At 40.7% G+C, this 18,656-nt stretch carries 19 protein-coding genes; 15 read left to right on the top strand and 4 right to left on the bottom strand.

The window, feature by feature from the left end; all coding sequences use genetic code 11:
* The first annotated feature begins 62 nt into the window (after nt 1–62).
* From RM049_RS12470 to RM049_RS12515, 10 genes are all read left to right on the top strand, one after another.
* Nucleotides 63–554, top strand: a complete 492-nt coding sequence (locus RM049_RS12470; protein WP_322682820.1) for a hypothetical protein — start codon at nt 63–65, stop codon at nt 552–554.
* Nucleotides 555–678: 124 nt separating this feature from the next.
* Nucleotides 679–885 carry a hypothetical protein gene (locus RM049_RS12475; protein WP_322690484.1) on the top strand — a complete coding sequence of 69 codons (207 nt, stop codon included), beginning with the start codon at nt 679–681 and terminating at the stop codon, nt 883–885.
* Between the two features lie 208 nt (nt 886–1,093).
* Entirely contained in the window at nt 1,094–2,350 is a 1,257-nt protein-coding gene (locus RM049_RS12480) for a GNAT family N-acetyltransferase (RefSeq protein ID WP_322704378.1), read from the top strand.
* On the top strand, nt 2,331–2,828 hold the full coding sequence (gene ruvX, locus RM049_RS12485; RefSeq protein ID WP_322704379.1) for a Holliday junction resolvase RuvX: 498 nt from the start codon (nt 2,331–2,333) through the stop codon (nt 2,826–2,828). The genes RM049_RS12480 and ruvX overlap by 20 nt, the downstream gene beginning before the upstream one ends.
* A gap of 143 nt (nt 2,829–2,971) precedes the next feature.
* Nucleotides 2,972–3,544, top strand: a complete 573-nt coding sequence (locus RM049_RS12490) for a DUF3727 domain-containing protein (protein ID WP_322675428.1) — start codon at nt 2,972–2,974, stop codon at nt 3,542–3,544.
* A 232-nt stretch (nt 3,545–3,776) separates the two neighbouring features.
* Nucleotides 3,777–4,403: a hypothetical protein gene (locus RM049_RS12495; RefSeq protein WP_322675427.1), complete on the top strand. Its 627-nt coding sequence runs from the start codon at nt 3,777–3,779 to the stop codon at nt 4,401–4,403.
* A 53-nt stretch (nt 4,404–4,456) separates the two neighbouring features.
* Nucleotides 4,457–4,996 carry a YqeG family HAD IIIA-type phosphatase gene (locus tag RM049_RS12500; protein ID WP_322704380.1) on the top strand — a complete coding sequence of 180 codons (540 nt, stop codon included), beginning with the start codon at nt 4,457–4,459 and terminating at the stop codon, nt 4,994–4,996.
* 257 nt (nt 4,997–5,253) lie between these two features.
* The gene (proB, locus tag RM049_RS12505; protein ID WP_322682813.1) at nt 5,254–6,363 is read left to right on the top strand and encodes a glutamate 5-kinase; all 1,110 of its coding nucleotides are present in this window, start codon (nt 5,254–5,256) and stop codon (nt 6,361–6,363) included.
* A gap of 51 nt (nt 6,364–6,414) precedes the next feature.
* Nucleotides 6,415–7,002 (top strand): Uma2 family endonuclease, encoded by a 588-nt coding sequence (locus RM049_RS12510; RefSeq protein ID WP_322704381.1) that lies wholly within the window; start codon nt 6,415–6,417, stop codon nt 7,000–7,002.
* Nucleotides 7,003–7,079: 77 nt separating this feature from the next.
* Nucleotides 7,080–7,298, top strand: a complete 219-nt coding sequence (locus RM049_RS12515; protein ID WP_322704382.1) for a hypothetical protein — start codon at nt 7,080–7,082, stop codon at nt 7,296–7,298.
* A gap of 24 nt (nt 7,299–7,322) precedes the next feature.
* Here RM049_RS12515 and RM049_RS12520 read toward each other — a convergent pair whose 3' ends face one another.
* Nucleotides 7,323–7,994 (bottom strand): HAD family hydrolase, encoded by a 672-nt coding sequence (locus tag RM049_RS12520; RefSeq protein WP_322704383.1) that lies wholly within the window; start codon nt 7,992–7,994, stop codon nt 7,323–7,325.
* Nucleotides 7,995–8,015: 21 nt separating this feature from the next.
* On the bottom strand, nt 8,016–8,990 hold the full coding sequence (locus RM049_RS12525; protein WP_322704384.1) for an ROK family protein: 975 nt from the start codon (nt 8,988–8,990) through the stop codon (nt 8,016–8,018).
* A gap of 110 nt (nt 8,991–9,100) precedes the next feature.
* On the opposite strand from RM049_RS12525, the gene RM049_RS12530 reads away from it, so the two are divergent.
* Nucleotides 9,101–9,322, top strand: a complete 222-nt coding sequence (locus RM049_RS12530) for a hypothetical protein (RefSeq protein WP_322674029.1) — start codon at nt 9,101–9,103, stop codon at nt 9,320–9,322.
* A gap of 4 nt (nt 9,323–9,326) precedes the next feature.
* On the opposite strand, the gene RM049_RS12535 is transcribed toward RM049_RS12530, so the two are convergent.
* Nucleotides 9,327–10,079: a Mut7-C RNAse domain-containing protein gene (locus tag RM049_RS12535; protein ID WP_322704385.1), complete on the bottom strand. Its 753-nt coding sequence runs from the start codon at nt 10,077–10,079 to the stop codon at nt 9,327–9,329.
* 1,066 nt (nt 10,080–11,145) lie between these two features.
* Between RM049_RS12535 and RM049_RS12540 the strand changes: the two genes are divergently transcribed.
* A complete protein-coding gene (locus tag RM049_RS12540; protein ID WP_322674031.1) occupies nt 11,146–12,129 on the top strand; it encodes a sucrase ferredoxin in 984 nt (327 codons plus the stop codon).
* Between the two features lie 141 nt (nt 12,130–12,270).
* Here the strand turns inward: RM049_RS12540 and RM049_RS12545 are convergent, their stop codons facing one another.
* Complete coding sequence (locus RM049_RS12545; protein ID WP_322682807.1) at nt 12,271–13,866, bottom strand: helix-turn-helix domain-containing protein; 1,596 nt, start codon at nt 13,864–13,866, stop codon at nt 12,271–12,273.
* A 1,052-nt stretch (nt 13,867–14,918) separates the two neighbouring features.
* Between RM049_RS12545 and fdxB the strand changes: the two genes are divergently transcribed.
* The 3 genes from fdxB to ctaD all read left to right on the top strand — a co-directional run bounded on the left by fdxB (nt 14,919) and on the right by ctaD (nt 18,513).
* A complete protein-coding gene (gene fdxB / locus RM049_RS12550) occupies nt 14,919–15,212 on the top strand; it encodes a ferredoxin III, nif-specific (protein ID WP_174710795.1) in 294 nt (97 codons plus the stop codon).
* 508 nt (nt 15,213–15,720) lie between these two features.
* Nucleotides 15,721–16,695 (top strand): cytochrome c oxidase subunit II, encoded by a 975-nt coding sequence (locus RM049_RS12555; protein ID WP_322704386.1) that lies wholly within the window; start codon nt 15,721–15,723, stop codon nt 16,693–16,695.
* 129 nt (nt 16,696–16,824) lie between these two features.
* Entirely contained in the window at nt 16,825–18,513 is a 1,689-nt protein-coding gene (ctaD, locus tag RM049_RS12560) for a cytochrome c oxidase subunit I (RefSeq protein ID WP_322682850.1), read from the top strand.
* Nucleotides 18,514–18,656 lie beyond the last annotated feature (143 nt).

Genomic DNA, 18,656 nt, shown 5'->3' on the forward strand with positions numbered 1-18,656 from the left:
ACTCAGCACTCCTAACGCCCCATGCCCAATGACTAATGACTAATTGGTGTGAGGAGTTGGTTATGAAATATATTCCATCTTTGGTTTCAGTTTTGGGGGCTGGTTTGGTCTTGAGTCTGGCGAGTACGAAACCAGCACAAGCTCAAGTAGCTTATGGCAGTTATATTGGTATCGGCCCCACTGTTGGTTTTACCGATGGTATCCAACTTGGGGGGGTGATAGCGGGGCGCTACAAGCTTTTGGAAGCACCAATTTCACTCCGCGCTCAAGTGTTAATTGGTAATAATACGGCTGTTGTACCAACGGTTTCTTACGATATCCCCCTCAACTGGCAAGCTGATGCCTACCTGGGTGCGGGATTAGTTTTAGCTGGTGGTGGTGATTCTTCTCCCGTGGGCGACAAAATTAGTTTTGCTTTACAACCGGGTATTGATTATATGATCCCAAATAGCAATACTGTCCTTTTTGGCAATGCCATTATTGCTTTTGATGCCTACCGAGATAGCAGTGGTACAGCTATCTCTGTACAAGGTGGTGTTGGTTTAAGATTTTAAGGGACACCCTATCCCTAAGAAGCGTTAAACTTCATTGCAAATTAACAAGTTAGTCCAAACAACGTGATAGTTTTTGGTCATGAAGAGAGACAGCACAGGATTAACACAGGAGAACACAGTGGCAATGGAATCAAATTTATTAACGGATGCGGGCGCAGATGAAATGAATCAAGATTTCAGTGAATATGTTGCCAACCTGCAACTTCACATGACTCTGCAAGCTCGTAATCTTGTTCCAACCCTGAAGCAAACACTAGTAGATAGTCGCCACCAATTACTCCATCAAACCCAAGCCAACTTTGAAAAGCTAGTTTCTCGGCAAGGGTTATAAAATATATACAAATTTTAATCAAAATTCAAATAAAATAAGGGCAGATGTTGTTGGGTCAATGCCAATGGTGTTCTCACAAGGTCTGCTTTTTCTGCTTTTTAAGTATTAAGTTACTAAAATCACCCTTTTGGCACAATAGTAGAGAGCAGAAACTAGTTAAGATTATTGCAGCAGTTCCTTCCTTTGAAGAGCAGTTAGTTAAGGCTAAATGGCGGCTCGAATAAAAATGACTTCATTACTTCCCAGAAACCTCAGCGTTATTATCCGACCAGTCCAATATCGGGATCTGGACGGAATTGAGCGCATAACTCAAGAGTCATTCGCAGCCCTTACTCCGAAGGGAGCAGGTTTTGCCATCAGCCAGATGCAAAGGCTGCGTCGCTGGTATGGATTACTCAAATTTTTAAGTTGGTTTCCTAACCCGCTACAGTATCGCCTTTGTGCTTTTGTCGCAGAGCAAGGGCGGATACTTTTAGGAATGATTCAAGTGTCACCCTTTAACCGCACACGTAGCACTTGGCGGATCGATCGAGTGTTGCTAGAGCGTGGTGTCGATAAACAAGGAATTGGTTCGCAACTTTTGCGTCATTGCTTTGAATCGATTCTGGAAGCTCGGACTTGGTTACTGGAAGTTAATATCAATGACATAGAGGCGCTGGCATTATATCGACAAAATGGATTCCAGCGTCTAGCAGAAATGACGTACTGGGAAATTGGGCCAGAATTACTGGCTGAATTGGCACAAGCAGAGCCAGACTTGCCCAACCTCTTGCCTATAAGTAATGCTGATGCCCAGTTGCTATATCAACTAGATACGGCATCGATGCCACCTCTGGTACGTCAGGTTTTTGACCGCAATACCCGCGACTTTAAAACCAGTTTGTTTGGCGCTTTAACTGATGCAGTAAAGCAATGGCTGACTAAAACAGAAGTAGTCAGTGGTTACGTATTTGAACCGCAACGCAAAGCTGCGATCGGCTATTTTCAGGTGCAACTCGATCGCAAGGGTGAAGTTCCCCATGCTGCAACGCTGACAGTTCATCCTGCTTACACCTGGCTTTATCCAGAATTACTATCTCAACTGGCTCGTATTGCCCAAGATTTTCCCCAGCAAGGGTTACAATTAGCCTCTTCAGACTATCAGGCAGAGCGAGAAGAATATTTGGAGCGAATTGGAGCAAAACGCATAGAACATACATTAGTGATGTCTCGCTCTGTGTGGCACAAGCTACGAGAGTCGAAATTCGTCTCCTTAGAAGGAATCCAATGGACTGATATGCTGCAAGGTTTACAACCAACTCGTAAACCTATACCAGGTGGGATGTCATGGATACAACCAGGGAAGCTGCCATCCTCAGATAAACCACTGCCAATCAAGCCAGAACCGATTAACTTTCCGGTAAAAAATCCTAGCATAGAAACATCGCCGATTACTGAATCAGCAGATGGACAGCAGGAGAATTAGTGTGATATCCCAAGAGCAACCAAAACCGTTTATTTCCGCCTTGGGACTAGATTTTGGTCGCAAGCGGATTGGTGTGGCTGGATGCGATCGCACGGGTTTAATTGCCACGGGTATCACTACAATTGAGCGTACATCTTTTGAGCAGGATGTCGAGCAAATCCGACAAATCGTTAATGAACGTGAGGTGCAAGTTCTAGTTATGGGCTTACCTTATTCAATGGATGGCTCACTAGGATTTCAGGCTCGTCAAGTTCAGAAATTTACTAAAAGACTTACTAAAGCACTAAACTTGCCTGTGGAATATATGGATGAGCGATTAACTTCATTTCAAGCAGAGCAACTGCTGATAGCTGAAAACCGCTCTCCATCACGCAATAAAGGTTTGATTGACCGCAAGGCAGCGGCTTTAATTTTGCAACAATGGTTGGATCTGAAGCGTGCCAACTCCCGCAGTTCAGTTGCGGCTATTGAATATTGATACCTTTTAACATGATATTCTGAAAACGATTAGCCAGCAGTTGTATCTACGTATAAAGCTATTTGTTTGACATAATATGTCATTAACTATAGTTAAGCGATTTTCAAACTTGCTGGTATTTATTAAATTTCTACATTTCGGCTATGTATTCCTCTCCATTTCCTGAAGAAAATGATAACGCTCATGCGGGTTCCATCACTTTAACCGATGATAAAGGGCGATCGCTCGACTGTTATATAGAGCATTCCCTAGAGGTAGATGGACAAGAATACGTTTTGCTCCTTCCTGTAGACTCACCTGTAGAAATTTTTTCTTGGGAAGGTGACGGTGAGGAAGAAGAAGCGGTTCTGGTAGAAGATGACACCATCATTGAGCAAATTTTTGCTAACGCCCAAGCTGTACTATCTGAGCAGAACTTGGTACTGAAGAATACAGCTTATGCTTTGACTGTTGCAGGTGATTTACCGCCAGTGGAAGAATCAGAACTCTTCACCCTAGAAATCGAAGACGAAGAGGCAGATTTAGAGCCTGAGCAATTACAGCTACTCGCTAGTTTTTATGAGGAAGATCAGGAGTATGCAATTTATACACCCCTAGACCCTCTGTTGTTTTTTGCACGGATAACAAAAACCGGCGAGCCGGAATTACTTTCTCCAGAGGAGTTTCGGAAAGTGCAACCTCTGTTAGAAGAACATCTTTTTAATGAAGTTGAATAAGATTAAAAATTCAAAATGTAATATTTTCATTTTGAATTTTTTAATTGGTAATTTTTCATTGAAATCACAATTTACTTAAATCTTTTACTATGTCCCACTAAATGTTAGAAGCAATGAAACATTGACACTAAATTGGGAAAATTAGTATTGTTTAAGATCCTAAAAAAAGCATTTTGGTAGGGATTTTTTAATTCCATTATCTAAAATACCAAATTAGTATAAGGTGCTGAAAATGGCTTATAGCGATTTTACATTAAGTAAATTTAAAAAGTCATTCAGCATCCGCATTGATGAAGAAACTGATTTATGTGCTGACATAGAACCTTTAGAAGCAAGTGAGAAACTCAAAAATTCTTTAGAAGAAACTACAGAACTGGCTTTAGCAATTAATACTGAAAAAGCTCGTTCAGAAATGATTATCACTCCAATATTGTTGGAGATAAGACGCAGAGCGAGTTATCCAATTAGCTTATTTTCGGGAACAGATTTTAATGTAGATGCAGAAAAAGGTCTGAATGGATACTGTGACTTTATCATCAGTCGTTCTAAAGAGCAGCTAACAATTAATGTGCCAGTGGTGGTTATTATTGAAGCCAAAAACGAAAATATTAAAGGTGGATTAGGTCAATGTGCAGCCGCAATGTTGGCAGCCCAATTGTTTAATCAACAAGAAGGAAATGAAATCAGAAAAATTTATGGTGCGGTAACAACAGGCGATATTTGGAAGTTTTTGAAGTTAGAAGAAAACGATATATTTATTGATTTGAGTAATTATTACATCAAAGAAATAGATAAGATTTTAGGGATTTTATCTCAAAATGTTCAGGGAGAGATTCCAGGATGGAGTTCGACTAACTAAACTATATTGGGTTATGCTCATTTGTCTTAGCTATCTACATTTGACTGTTGACTATGTTCTGGAACAATCTTTTACAGCCTGATTTGATTTTAGAGGGTTCAGTGTTAAACCTAACACCAGATATTATCCAAAAATACGGGCTTAAAGGGCTGGTATTGGATGTAGATGAAACTTTAGTACCTTTTACAGTCGGGATAGCTTCCCCAGAACTACGAGAGTGGGTACAGCAAATCCGTACCTGTACTGCACTGTGCTTGGTGAGTAACAACCTGAGTGAAGCGCGAATTGGTGGAATTGCGCGATCGCTCAATTTACCTTACTACTTAGGTGCAGCCAAGCCTTCCCGACGCAAAATTAGAGCCGCACTGAGGGGAATGGATCTACCAGTGCATCAAGTGGGAATGGTAGGCGATCGCTTGTTTACCGATGTTTTAGCAGGTAATCGTCTGGGAATGTTTACCATTTTAGTGGAACCGATTGTTCATGCCGATGCGGCTTTGCGCTCTCATCCCGTCCGCAACTTTGAAGTTTGGATATCTGAAATTTTGGGAGCCTCTATTACACCCAAGAAAAAGAAGATTCACAAAAGTTGAAAAATCGTCAGGAAAGTAAATCTAAAGAAATAATTAAGGAATCTTACTGGAACCAAAAAATCGGGGATCATAAGTATTAATAACATGGGGTCAGCCAAAAAAGACCCTAACTCATACTAAGTAAATATACTTCCGTAAAGCGTCAACCTTCACTATAGAGGGATTGGCGCTTTACAAATTGAGTTAGGAGTTAGAAGTTATGAGTTATGAATTAAATTCAACTCCTAACTCCTAACTCCTAACTCCTCACTTTTTAGATGCCACTAACAATTGTTGTCAAAATCGGTACTTCCAGCCTAACTCAACCAGAAACGGGACAATTAGCACTTTCTACCATCGCTACATTGGCGGAAACACTCTGCGATTTAAAACGCCAAGGACATCGGGTGATTTTGGTTTCTTCTGGTGCTGTCGGCGTGGGTTGTGCGCGGTTGGGTTTAACTGAACGTCCTAAGGCGATCGCACTCAAACAAGCTGTAGCAGCAGTTGGACAAGGTAGGTTAATTCGGGTATACGATGATTTATTTAATACTTTACAACAGCCGATCGCTCAAGTATTACTGACTCGCAGTGACTTGGTGCAGCGCAGCCGCTATCTCAACGCCTACAATACTTTTCAGGAACTATTAGGACTGGGAGCGATCCCGATAGTCAATGAAAATGATACCGTAGCAATAGACGAACTAAAATTTGGTGATAATGACACCCTTTCGGCATTGGTTGCCAGCTTAGTAGAAGCAGATTGGCTATTTTTGCTCACCGATGTCGATCGGTTGTACTCAGCCGATCCCCGTTCTGTGCCCGATGCGCGGCCGATCGCTTTAGTGAGTAGCATTAAGGAATTAACTCAATTACAAATACAAACAGGTTCCCAAGGTTCTCGGTGGGGTACTGGCGGTATGGTGACAAAAATTTCGGCTGCAAGAATTGCGATCGCAGCGGGAGTGCGTACCGTAATTACCCAAGGGCGATTTCCCCGGAATATCGAAAAAATTATCCAAGGCGAATTGATTGGGACGCATTTTGAACCGCAACCCGAACCAACTTCGGCGCGTAAACGTTGGATAGCTTACGGACTTGTACCTGCGGGGAAATTGTATTTAGATGAAGGTGCGATCGCGGCAATTTCTCTAGCAGGAAAATCGTTATTAGCAGCTGGAATTAAGTTAGTAGAAGGAGAGTTTGACACGCAAGATGCGGTGCAATTGTGTGACACGAACGGTAACGAAATTGCCAGAGGACTTGTGAATTACAACAGCAATGAATTGCAAAAGATTTGTGGGCGTCATTCACGAGAAATTTCTACAATTCTAGGATATGCCGGTGCAGAAACCGTGATTCATCGGGATAATTTGGTTTTGACTTAAAATGGAAATAAGATAAATTTTGTGACTACTAACTGAGAGAGTAAAAATATTATGACTCAAACGTTAGAAAATGCTGTTAACTTACCAGAAGAACAACGCTTCTTTCGACATGGGTTAAGTTGGGAACAGTTTAAAGCGATTCAAGCTAGCTTTGAAAATGTACCAGGGGTGCGGCTATTTTATTGTGAGGGAATTTTAGAAATTGTGAGTATTGGTAAGCCGCATGAAGCGATTAAGTGTTTAATTGCTGGATTATTGATTACTTATTTTGAAGTCAAAGGCATTGAATTTTTCCCCAGTGGTAGTTTTAGTCAGATTATTCCCAAGATAGTAGAATACCAAGCAGATTTATCTTATTGCTTTGGAACGGACAAACCTGTACCAGACTTGTGCATTGAAGTAGTGATTACTAGCAGTAGTCCCATAAAGTTACAGAAATACAAATTAATGGGAGTTCCAGAGGTTTGGTTTTGGGAAGATGGCAAAATTGAAGTTTACTGCTTACGAGAGCAAGAATATGGGAAAGTTGTTACAAGTGAGCTATTACCAGAATTAGATTTATCTCTACTCAACCGTTGTCTTTTGTTATCATCTCCCTTGGAAGCGATTAGAGAGTTTCGTCAAAATATTCAACAGTAATAGGTAGGTTTCAACATAACGCACCCCAATTAAGATTTACTGATAATTAAAAAAACAACAATCTAATGCACTTAAAGATGGCTAACCAAAAGCTAACCTTAGAAATTCCAGAATCTCTGTTTGAGCAATTGGATCATCTTGCTGAGTTAACTGGGCAATCTATAGAATCCTTAGCATTGCAAAGTATTAGTAGCAACTTACCTTGCCTAAGTGAAAAAGTACACGATCTCGATCAACTACTGTCACGAGTAACACCCGATAATTTACATGGTGAAATTGACATGGAAAGCCTGTAGGTCATGAAATATTCTGATTGTGAATTATACATGCTCTGATTCATGCAATAAGTCTAATGGTGTAGACAACAAAGAAGGCAGTTGGTGCATAGAATAAAAAACACGCGCTCCAGATGCCTCAAGTAGATTAGCTTCACTTTGCTCGGTGTAACCTAAAACTCTCATTCCGGCGGCAACACCCGCACGTACACCCAAAACGCTATCTTCTACAACAGTGCAAGATGCAGCTTGAATTCCCATCTTTTTAGCCGCATATAAGAACAAGTCAGGTGCTGGTTTCCAGCTTTCAATTTGATATGAGCTAAAGATACGTCCTTCAAATCGAGGCAGTAGGTTAGTTACACGCAAAGCTAACTTAATTTTTTCCGGTGGGCCACTGGAAGCAACGCAAATAGGTAGATTAATCTTGTCTAAAGCTGCTTCTATTCCTTCTACAGGACGTAGTTCACGCTCGAATGTCTCAGCAGTACGGGTACGAAGCTGAGTTACAAAATCTTGCGGCAGCTTTTTTCCAAGTCTATGCTCAATTACAGCAACACAATCAGCCATTTTGCAACCCTTAAATAACAAAATAGCTTCTTCAAGTTTCATTGCAAGTCCAAATTCAGCGACAAATTTCACAAGAACACGATTACCTAATCCTTCGCTGTCTACCAACACTCCATCACAATCAAAAATAACTAATTCTGTTTGCATTTCGCTCCACGCCTCGCCCATTTACAAATTCGGGATTGTCATAGAAGCGATCGCCACTCCGCCCCATAAAGGCGCATCATCCCCCAGCACCGCCGGCACAATTTCAAAATCCACTTCTGGCAAAGCCGTCTCCCGCGCCACCTGACGCACTACCCGCCAGAAATCCTCCCCCGCTTTCGTCACACCGCCTCCCAACACAAAGCGCTGGGGATTCATCAGATTCGCCACATTGCCAATACCCACACCCAACGCCCAAGCAGCCTTGTGTAAAACTTCCTTCGCCAAACCATCACCAGCCGCCGCCGCCTCACTTACCAACTGTCCCGTCAGCAACGTTAAATTACCCCCCACCAAACTCCTCAAAATCTCTCCATCTCTAAGTACTCCGGGCCTCTGCGGTTCCTTTTCCAAAATTTCCCTAACATTTTGCGCCATATAAGGCCCCGAAGCCAAACGTTCTACACATCCCCGTTTCCCACACAAACAAAGTGGCCCAGCCGGATCTACAACGATATGTCCAATTTCGCCAGCCATCCCACCAGCACCCCGCCAAGGCTGGCCATTGAGTATCCAACCGCCACCCACCCCAGTGCTAACCGTAATGTAAAATAGGCTATCGTATCCTTGACCAGCGCCAAAGCGGTGTTCGCCCAAAGCAGCAATATTGGCATCATTATCTACACCAACAGGAACGCCAAACTCTTCTTCCAACAAGGCTTTGAGAGGAATATTTTCCCATCCAGCCACATGATGAGATAGTCGCACCATCCCTATGGAAGCATCAACCGGGCCGCCAAAGCTAATACCGATCGCAGCAGGTTTTGTGTCTTGCAGCAGAGAGTAAATGAGCGATCGCATAATTTCCAAGTCAGTGCTAGCATCTGCACCTACTGGCGAGAGACAACGTTCGTAACGCAACCACTTTCTCGAACCGATATTGGCTGTTGCTGCTGCCAGCTTAGTTCCGCCAAAATCGAGAGCTAAAATTAATGTCATTCACTCACCTTTTATTACACCATCACACAACGTAGTTTCTTTCTGAAGAAAGATGTTTGCACTCAAGATACATTTAACACTAGAAAAACTACATTATTATTTAGCAACTCATGACTCCCGATCAAACCGATCCACTTATTGATTTCTCTCACGCCAAAGAACCTCCTCGCTCTCTTGATATTGATAAAGCTCAAGAGGCAGATCCTATTGAACCAGAAGAAGTTACTGGAGAGAGTAAGCAAAATCCCACTCCTGATGATTTGAATCGCGAAGATGAAGATCCCAGAATCGGGGGTAGTCAAATAATCAGTGGGAATATTTCAGCTGGGTAAATCGTTACTTATTTATTTGTGAGTTGAGTACTCCATCAATAAACTGTTGTAATCGTTCATAATGTGAACCTTTCCAATAAATGCGATCGCAGTCTTGGCAACGCTGGAATCGATCGATCTGCGATCGCACCTTTTCTGGCACTTGTTCAATAATGGATTGCTTATCTACAGTTTCTAATAATCCATTGCAACGCAAACACCGTTTAAATGGTGAGATTAATTCAAACAAGTCGAAGCGTTGCAGTACTTCTAGGATTTGTTGTTCAGGGTTAGTGTTTCTAACATAATACCCATACGTTACCAAACTACGCATCAATAGACCTTTATCACGAGTCAAGAGAATGCGCCCTTGACTGGAGGATATTTGGGCTAATTTCTCATCCTCGTAGTCATTGCGGTACAAAGTATCAAAGCCTAAAAGTCGTAGAGATGTAGCAAGCTTGCCTAAATGAATATCTACAACAAAACAAATAGTACTGAGCGGTTCTGCCAAAACAGAAATACTTGGTATAATAACATTCCTAGCTGAAATTGGATAAACATTAATAGTATCTCCATCCGAAACTATGTAAGAAAAATTTACATATTCACCATTAACATTTAGAAAATCAACTTCTGGATGAGGGACACCCAACGACTCAATCATGTCTTTAATAGAGGCTTTTTCCTCAAACACATGAGAGATTCTCACCTGTTTGTGATGCCGTGGTAAAAAATGATTCAATTCTGCATGAAAGAAGAAATATGCGATCGCCATAGCCACAGATATTCGGATTACCCTACTGGCAACAATTTGTCACAATTGCAAAACTTTATCTATTGTATTGAAAGAATCAATACTTCCTCAAGTGAGCTATCTCCACTATAAAATGCCCATTTCCCTTGATTTAGTCAACCTTCTAAAGGCAGCAAAGGCTCGTGGAATTATAAAGATTCTCAAATACTTGCATTTATTATTGAGTTCAGTTACAGTCAAAGCAGATGCATATAATCAAACCCTGACATACGCTTCAGGAAGTTAGATTAGATAAAAGGGTAAATAACAGGTTTGTTAATGTTGATGTCAGTAACGCGGCTAGTGATTAGTCATTAAGTTTTAACATTAACTTGTAACGCATGAAGTATAGGGCACTAAAGCATTTACCCCTAGTTTCAGTGTTTTTATTTTTCTAATCTAATTGAGAATTATTTGCAATATTCTGGAATGGATAGATATATTAAAAGTAGATAGTAGGAATAATTTTAATAATCTATATCTAGCTATTCCACATCTATCTTTAGAAATACATTTCTCAGAAAATACAAAGAATTATATTTTTATATGTAAAAACAGGATTTGTAACTAGCTATGAAAATAATTTCACCAAAACTTTAGAAAAATATCTTACTACTAGCAATATTTTTGATTGTAGTATTAGCTACATTGATATTATCAGCAAGTTAATCCTTGGTAATTCTCCAAGTAGCTTTTTGCCTATGTACAAGGTTTAATATATTTGATTTTACCAAAGAAAGTAAGTTCAGAAAAGCCGAGTTTCAGCAAGTGAAAAATTATAAAATACCAAATAACAATAAAACTAGATACAAAATTAACGCCAGTCATACGGAAAAATATCTCTTGACACTGTTTATCTTTATTGTGGAGAATTTATTAACTGGGAAGACCTCAATTGATAATGATGTTATAAAGTGGCTACCTAGTTTTAACTCGGAAATGAATATTGTTCTTTTTTATCTCTTTGAATCAAGGATATTGTATCTAAGAACACAATTGTATTTTGTAATACCTTTTGTCCAAAAAATATGCTAATGAGTACAACGAGATGAACACTTTTTTTTGTTCTGATGATTCGCGGCAAGTAGGAGAAGATGTTATTGGTAGTGCCACCAATTATCAAACTTATATTTTAGTTGAGTGTCCTTTACCTTGGACATCAGAAGCCTTTAACTCCAAGTGGGTGCCTCAGAATTTGAGGATTTTGGTAGAAGAAGTGAAGCGTGCAAAACTGCCAATTAGATTTCTTCTAATTGCTAATGATTTATCACACAAGGTAAATCACACTACGCTTTTGATTTATCAAAAAGAAGAGGGGCTAAGTAATGGATACCATAAACAGGAGTTTCAGCTAGCAAATATTGAGCAAGTAGCAGGAGTTGTCCAAAAATGGATATGGGGTATCGATTCTAATTTGGAAGTAGAAACTAGTACAACTAGAGATATTTTAGTTTGTACCCACGGCAGCCATGATAAGTGTTGTGCGAGATATGGCGCTCCTTTTTACTTCCAAATAACAGCGAGTAAAGCTGATTTGTGCTTAGATAATGTGCGAATTTGGAAATCATCGCACTTTGGTGGACATCGGTTTGCACCAACAGTTATAGACTTGCCAGAAGGAAGATACTACGGTCGTCTCGATCGAGATTCATTTAGATCGATTTTGACTCGTACTGGTGATATTCAATGCTTACATCAAGTCTATCGAGGCTGGGGAATTTTGCCTGCTGCACTTCAGGTTTTGGAAAGAGAGTTAATTCTCTATAAAGGATGGGATTGGTTTAATTACAAAGTTGCAGGCAAAATTTTAGAGCAAAGTTTAGACAATAATACTATTTTAGCTGAAATTAGTTTTGAACAACCTTGTGGTTCTCTCTATACTTATCAGGCTAAACTTGTAAAAGATGAAACGAAGACTCAACAACTGAAAAGTTCATGCAATGCGACACGAGAGTTAGTAGTTACTAAATATGCTGTTGGTAGTTTTTGGATTACCTCTAGTAAGGTAATGAGTTATAGTACGCAGAAGTAAAGAGAGAGTTTTTAAACGCAGAGGAACGCCAAGAGAAGCGCAGAGGAACGCAGAGTATTACTAAATTTAGTTTGCTACAAATTAATTCGCTATACAAATTCGTAATAAAATCTTTGCGTCTTTCTGCGTTTAAATTTCAAATCAAGATGAAGCCATATTTAAGACTTTTCGTAACAGTATTTGGTCTTCTAATTTGGCTTTTAAACGACCATTTTCGATATCTCGAATCCAGCTTTGGCTTTTACCTGTAAGTTTTGCCAATTCTCTTTGGGAAAGATTTAAATTTTTTCGCGCCTGCAAAATCTGTTCGCCTAGCAAATCGTTTGTAGCTTTGGGCTTCTTTTTGGCTTTAGCAGTTCTTGTTTTCTTTTTTTCCGATTCTGAGATTTGCTGTTCCCATTCTGGCGGCAGTTCAAAAGCCAAAATCCGCGCATTCATTAGCAGATTCCATTTACCACGGGGGCCTGTGTCTGTGAGGCGAGTTTCAGCACCACCGTCATTAGTCCAAAATTCTAATGCTTCATCTGGATCTTCGGGAAGATCGATTAATTTCGCCCACAAAGGTTGAATTTCTGGTGGGTAAGTAACTGGATCGAAAAGTGGCTTCATTCCATAGTGATTGAGAATTTCCAAATCGCTTTCAAAGGTTCGCAGCAGACGTTTGCGTTCTTCCCGTTGTCTGGATGCAAGGGCGACTTTTTCTTCACCGTAAGCAATACGCAGCAAGGTAGGAATGGTAATGCGTTGTTCTTTGCCCATTTTGGTTTTAAACAGCAACCACAACATTAGTCGAACTGCGCCTTCATGTTGCTGCCAAATACTCATGACTGTGGTTAGCAGCGTTTTAGGGAGACTGCCGTATTGATAGAATGCAGTTCGCTCTTTACACGCTTGTTTGTTTAAGAAATATTGCGCCCATAAACCTGCTTTGACTTTAAAAGTTAGTCCAATCAGATATTTGCATCCGAGATTGTCTTCTTGGAAGTGGTGCTGAATATCTACTAAGTGCCATAGGCGGCTACCGACAAGAGAAAATCCGTTAATTCGGCCTTGTTGCGGCCAGTCAATGGAGATCGTCAGGGAGCAAGCTTGCTGGACAAGATTTTTCATTAAAGCTAGCTTGGCTGCTTTACTTAAGTCTTTGCGCTTCTCCATCCCCAAATATTTCTCGATTTGTCGCTCATCGATCGCAAATTCTTGCTCCCAAGGTTGCTCTAAAGCTGTAGCATAAGCTGCAAAAATCAGATGTATGCAAGCGGCTCTGATGTCAAGCCCCTCAATTGCTGCTATGTCTGTGGCCTTGTCGTTCACTTTCAAGGGATCTTGGATATGAAAAGCGATCGCACCTCGGCCTTGATTGACTTGTCGGCTATAACTGATGTACCCTTCTTCATCGGTTTCCCAATGTAGGGATGTGCGCTGCGCTAATACATTACAAGCTTCCCAAATTGCGATCGCTGAAGCAAATGGATTATTCTTGCCGTTAGAAAACAAATCTAAACTGGTAGAATCTCTCGGTTCAACTTTGCATCTCCCCTTTTTCGCCTGCCAAGGAATGGGAGACTTAGTTGGACAAGCTATTACACATTGTGGTTCTGAATAAAAGCCCTCACAATTATTACAAAGACCAGGATCGACCCAATATTCATTGTCCTCTATTCTGATTGCACCCGTAGGACATTGGGGGCGGCAGTTGTCACATCCAACGCAACTGTTGTTAGGAATTGTATAAGGCATTTGGCTCTTTTCCCACTCTAATCGTTGAGATGTCTGTCTCAGGTCTCCCCTGGATGAGTCCTGTCTATTCATGACTCGCTAGCACATAATCTTTCTAGCGAGAATAATTTTTCTCGCCCATTCACTCCCCACATCCATATTTTGACTTTGCATCCAATCGGAAGCTATTTAAGGCTTTTAAACCGAGCCGGACAAAACTTATTTATTAACTATACATTTCATGAAAAAAATGATTAATTTGTTCGTACAGAGCTTAGAAAGATATCTTAATATTCATTTAATTAGGTATTGAATGAACATTTTAGCTTTAACCATAAATTGTTTTGAGAACATATTTAAGCCTGATACGATTGGACTTCATCTGATTTATTAATAATTTTAATATTTAAGACACGCTCGGTTTCTGCCATAAAAATCACAGTTACTTTATAAATTGATTATGTTTCCTTCATAAATTCATTATATTGATTTAAATGTAAAACCAATATTTATTTTGTCATCATTTATATAAATAGTTGAATCAGATCGACTTGCAAATTGTTGCTTTGCAAAATACATATTGCACATATCAAAATGTAATTAATGAACATTTATTTTTGTATATATGCATACTGTTTCTCTACATTTCTTTGTCTAAAGCTAAAAGTAGTTGAAAAATAATATCATCACTTTTATCGATATCCTTGCGTTTAGATCGGGCTTTAGCGACGAGGGTAGGTTTTAAACCTGTAATTTATGCGTCTCTTTTTTCTATACTTTGCATGGGAATAGCTGATTAGCGGCTGCTGCCTCCAGTCAGATATTGAGTCAGAGACTCAATGAATGCGTTCCCATGCGGAGCATAAGAACGAGGTAAACTTAAGCATTCATAATGATTATTGGCAATAAATTGCATTTATCTTTGATTTAAAAAATGATTTTTAATTGTGTTCAAAGTTATCGATTTATTATCAAGCAAAAGTGAGTTTTGAATATAAAAAATAAAAATATTAGGATAAGATGATGATTAATGCACAAACAGATTGATAGGCAAAATTGCCAAGGGATTATTAATGGCACAACTAACAGGTTTGACGTTTGGCGGTAAAGCTTGGACACCAAAATTCGCTCAAGAAATTGACAAAGATAAATGTATCGGCTGTGGCAGATGTGTTAAAGTCTGCGGGTACAATGTGCTAGGTTTGAAGGCACTCAATGAAGAAGGTGAATTTGTAGACGACGAAGACGATGACGAAATTGAACGGAAAGTAATGGCAGTTACTTCTCCAGAAAACTGTATTGGTTGTGAAGCGTGTTCGCGGATTTGCCCGAAAAATTGCTACACCCATGTTGCAGTAAATAATTAGAATTTTTAGAGTTAGTCCAAATTGTTGTTAATTCAAGGAGGCACTGTTTGTAAAAAGCGTAAATGCGCTAGGCAAGGTAACTTGAGGGGAATACTAAGTATTTACTGCAACTAATAAATAGTTCCCAGTAAACAAATCCGTAAATTGCAAAATGTCAGTTATTAACAAATTTAAACTTGCTGCTAATATAGCCTAATCAATATTAGGCCAACAGTGCCCTCTTGGAACAACGAGCTTTTTTGAAAGCAGGGGGCTAACTTTTTCATAGGAGTTGAAATATAGTTTGTATTTTTTTGTGGGAAAGATATGGAAAAAATCTGGAAGTTTCCCCCATTTTTAATGGCTGCACGTTAGAAAGTTAATAAGTGAAAAGGGAAAAGGGAATTGGGACTGGGGAATAGGGACTAGGAAGACAAAGAATAGTTTTTCTAATACCTAATACCTAATCCCCAATCCCTAGTACCCAATACCCAGTACCAATAAAAGACTGTTTACACAGGTAGCATGTATGCAACAAGTTCCTGTTTCATTATGGACTCTGGTTGCTGGGATAGTAGTTACAGCAATCAGCATTTTGATCGGTCACAACCACACTCTCATGCCGGTGCAGGCATCGCTACAAGCGCCTTTGGTAGACGGTTTTTTCAACGTCATGCTTACCATTGCGATCGCACTCTTCTTGGTGGTAGAAGGAACAATTGTAGTTTTTTTGGTTAAGTTTCGTCACCGTCGCGGTGATGATACCGATGGTTTGCCAATAGAAGGCAACGTTCCCTTAGAAATCTTTTGGACAGCAATTCCCACAGTGATTGTCCTCGGTTTGGGCATCTACAGTGTAGATGTTTTTAACCGAATGGGCGGCTTTGAGCCTGCTGGTCATCCTCATTCAGCAGCTCATGTTGCTCATATACCGGGGAGTGCTTTGGCAGCTACATTAAGCGATACTGAAGCAACAACTGCCCCAGCAATCGGTATTGGCGCGTCTCCTCAAACTCTAAACAAACCAGCCGATTTAGTTGTTGATGTCAAAGGCATACAATACGCTTGGTTATTTAATTACCCTGATAGTGGCATTACCTCTGGGGAATTGCACATACCCGTCGGTGCTGATGTCCAACTCAACCTTTCAGCACAAGATGTAATTCATTCATTTTGGGTGCCAAACTTCCGCCTGAAGCAAGATGCACTTCCCGGTATCCCTACCGAACTGCGATTTGTCGCCACCAAACCAGGTACATATCCCGTAGTTTGTGCTGAATTGTGCGGTGGTTATCACGGTTCAATGCGGACACAGGTAATTGTCCACACACCGGAAGAATATAATAACTGGCGGACAGAAAACCAGATTGCTCAACAACAAAACTTAAATCAAGTTGTTGCTGTTAATCCAGCCAACTTATCAACATCAGAGTTTCTCGCGCCCCACACCCATGATATGGGAATCAGTGCAGCAACTCTAGAGTCAGTAGTCATGAGTCATTAGTCATTAGTCATTGGTCATTGGTCATTAGTCATTAGTTATTGGTAACTGACAAATGACAACAGACAAATGACAAAGGACAAAAAGACAAAAGACAAATGACAAATGACAAAGGACAAAGGACAAAAATATATGACACAGGTAGAATTTCCACGAAATACTCCACCAGAAGGAAAGAAACCGGAAATGGTGGCTGGCCACGCTTCCCATCCGAAGGCGTGGAAATGGCAAGACTATTTTACATTTAATGTTGACCACAAGGTTATTGGTATTCAATACCTGGTGACAGCGTTTGTCTTCTATCTCATCGGCGGACTGATGGCTGTTGCTCTCCGTGTCGAATTAGCAACACCAGATGCAGACGTACTCGACCCCAATTTGTATAACGCTTTCATGACCAATCACGGGACGATCATGATCTTCCTGTGGATTGTTCCTAGCGCCATTGGGGGATTTGGTAACTATTTAGTGCCGTTGATGGTTGGTGCTAGGGATATGGCGTTTCCGAAACTGAACGCGATCGCTTTTTGGTTAAATCCACCAGCAGGTGCGCTCATTTTAGGTAGTTTCATTTTCGGTGGTTCCCAATCTGGTTGGACAGCTTACCCACCTTTGAGCTTAGTGACAGCACCAATCGCTCAAACTATGTGGATATTAGCGATCGTTTTGGTGGGAACTTCCTCAATTTTGGGTTCGCTGAACTTTGTAATCACCATTTTGATGATGAAGGTTCCTAGCATGAAATGGGATCAAGTACCCCTATTTTGCTGGGCAATCTTAGCAACCTCTCTGCTGGCGCTTCTCTCCACACCTGTATTAGCAGCCGGTTTAGTTCTGCTGTTGTTTGACCTCAACTTTGGCACCTCCTTCTTTAAACCAGATGCAGGCGGTAACGTTGTAATTTATCAACACTTATTCTGGTTTTATTCTCACCCGGCAGTATATCTAATGATTCTGCCCATCTTCGGCATCATGTCGGAGGTAATTCCAGTTCACGCCCGCAAGCCAATCTTTGGTTATAAAGCGATCGCTTATTCTAGTGTAGCCATCTGCGTTGTCGGTTTGTTCGTCTGGGTACACCATATGTTTACCAGTGGCACACCCGGTTGGATGCGGATGTTTTTTACCATCTCTACTCTTATAGTTGCAGTTCCCACTGGCGTGAAGATTTTTGCCTGGGTTGCTACCCTTTGGGGTGGTAAAATCCGCTTCACAGGTGCGATGCTTTTCGCCATTGGTTTGTTGTCCATGTTTGTCATGGGCGGCTTAAGCGGTGTGACGATGGGAACAGCCCCCTTTGATGTTCACGTCCACGACACATATTATGTTGTTGGACACTTCCATTACGTTCTGTTTGGCGGTTCCGTGTTTGGCATTTACGCCGGTATTTATCACTGGTTCCCCAAAATGACCGGACGAATGTTGAATGAAAACTTGGCACGCATTCACTTTGCCCTTACCTTCATCGGCACGAATCTCACCTTTTTACCCATGCACGAGTTGGGTTTAAAAGGAATGCCGCGAAGAGTGGCAATGTATGACCCCCAATTTATCGACCTCAACCAAATTTGTACCTTTGGTTCATTTGTTTTGGCGATATCGGTAATTCCTTTCGCCATCAACATGATTTACAGTTGGTTGAAAGGGCCTTTGGCTAGTGATAATCCTTGGCAAGCTTTGACTTTAGAATGGACAACTAGCTCACCACCTGCAATTGAAAACTGGGAAGTGTTGCCGGTTGTAACTCATGGCCCTTATGACTACGGTCAGGAGCATAGAACTGAATTACAGTCATCAGCGACGCCAGAAGCTAGTGCTTAGGTAGTAGAGTGAGTAATGCGATCGCACTCAAAATCACTGAAACTTCTAGTCATTAGATTTAAAAACTCAAAACTCCAAGCTTGGAACCCAAAACTTCAAGCTTGGAACACGAACGCCCGAATCAATAAGGGACTTCCAACTAA

This window comes from Nostoc sp. DedQUE04 (assembly GCF_034530995.1).
In the GTDB taxonomy this organism is placed as follows: domain Bacteria; phylum Cyanobacteriota; class Cyanobacteriia; order Cyanobacteriales; family Nostocaceae; genus Nostoc.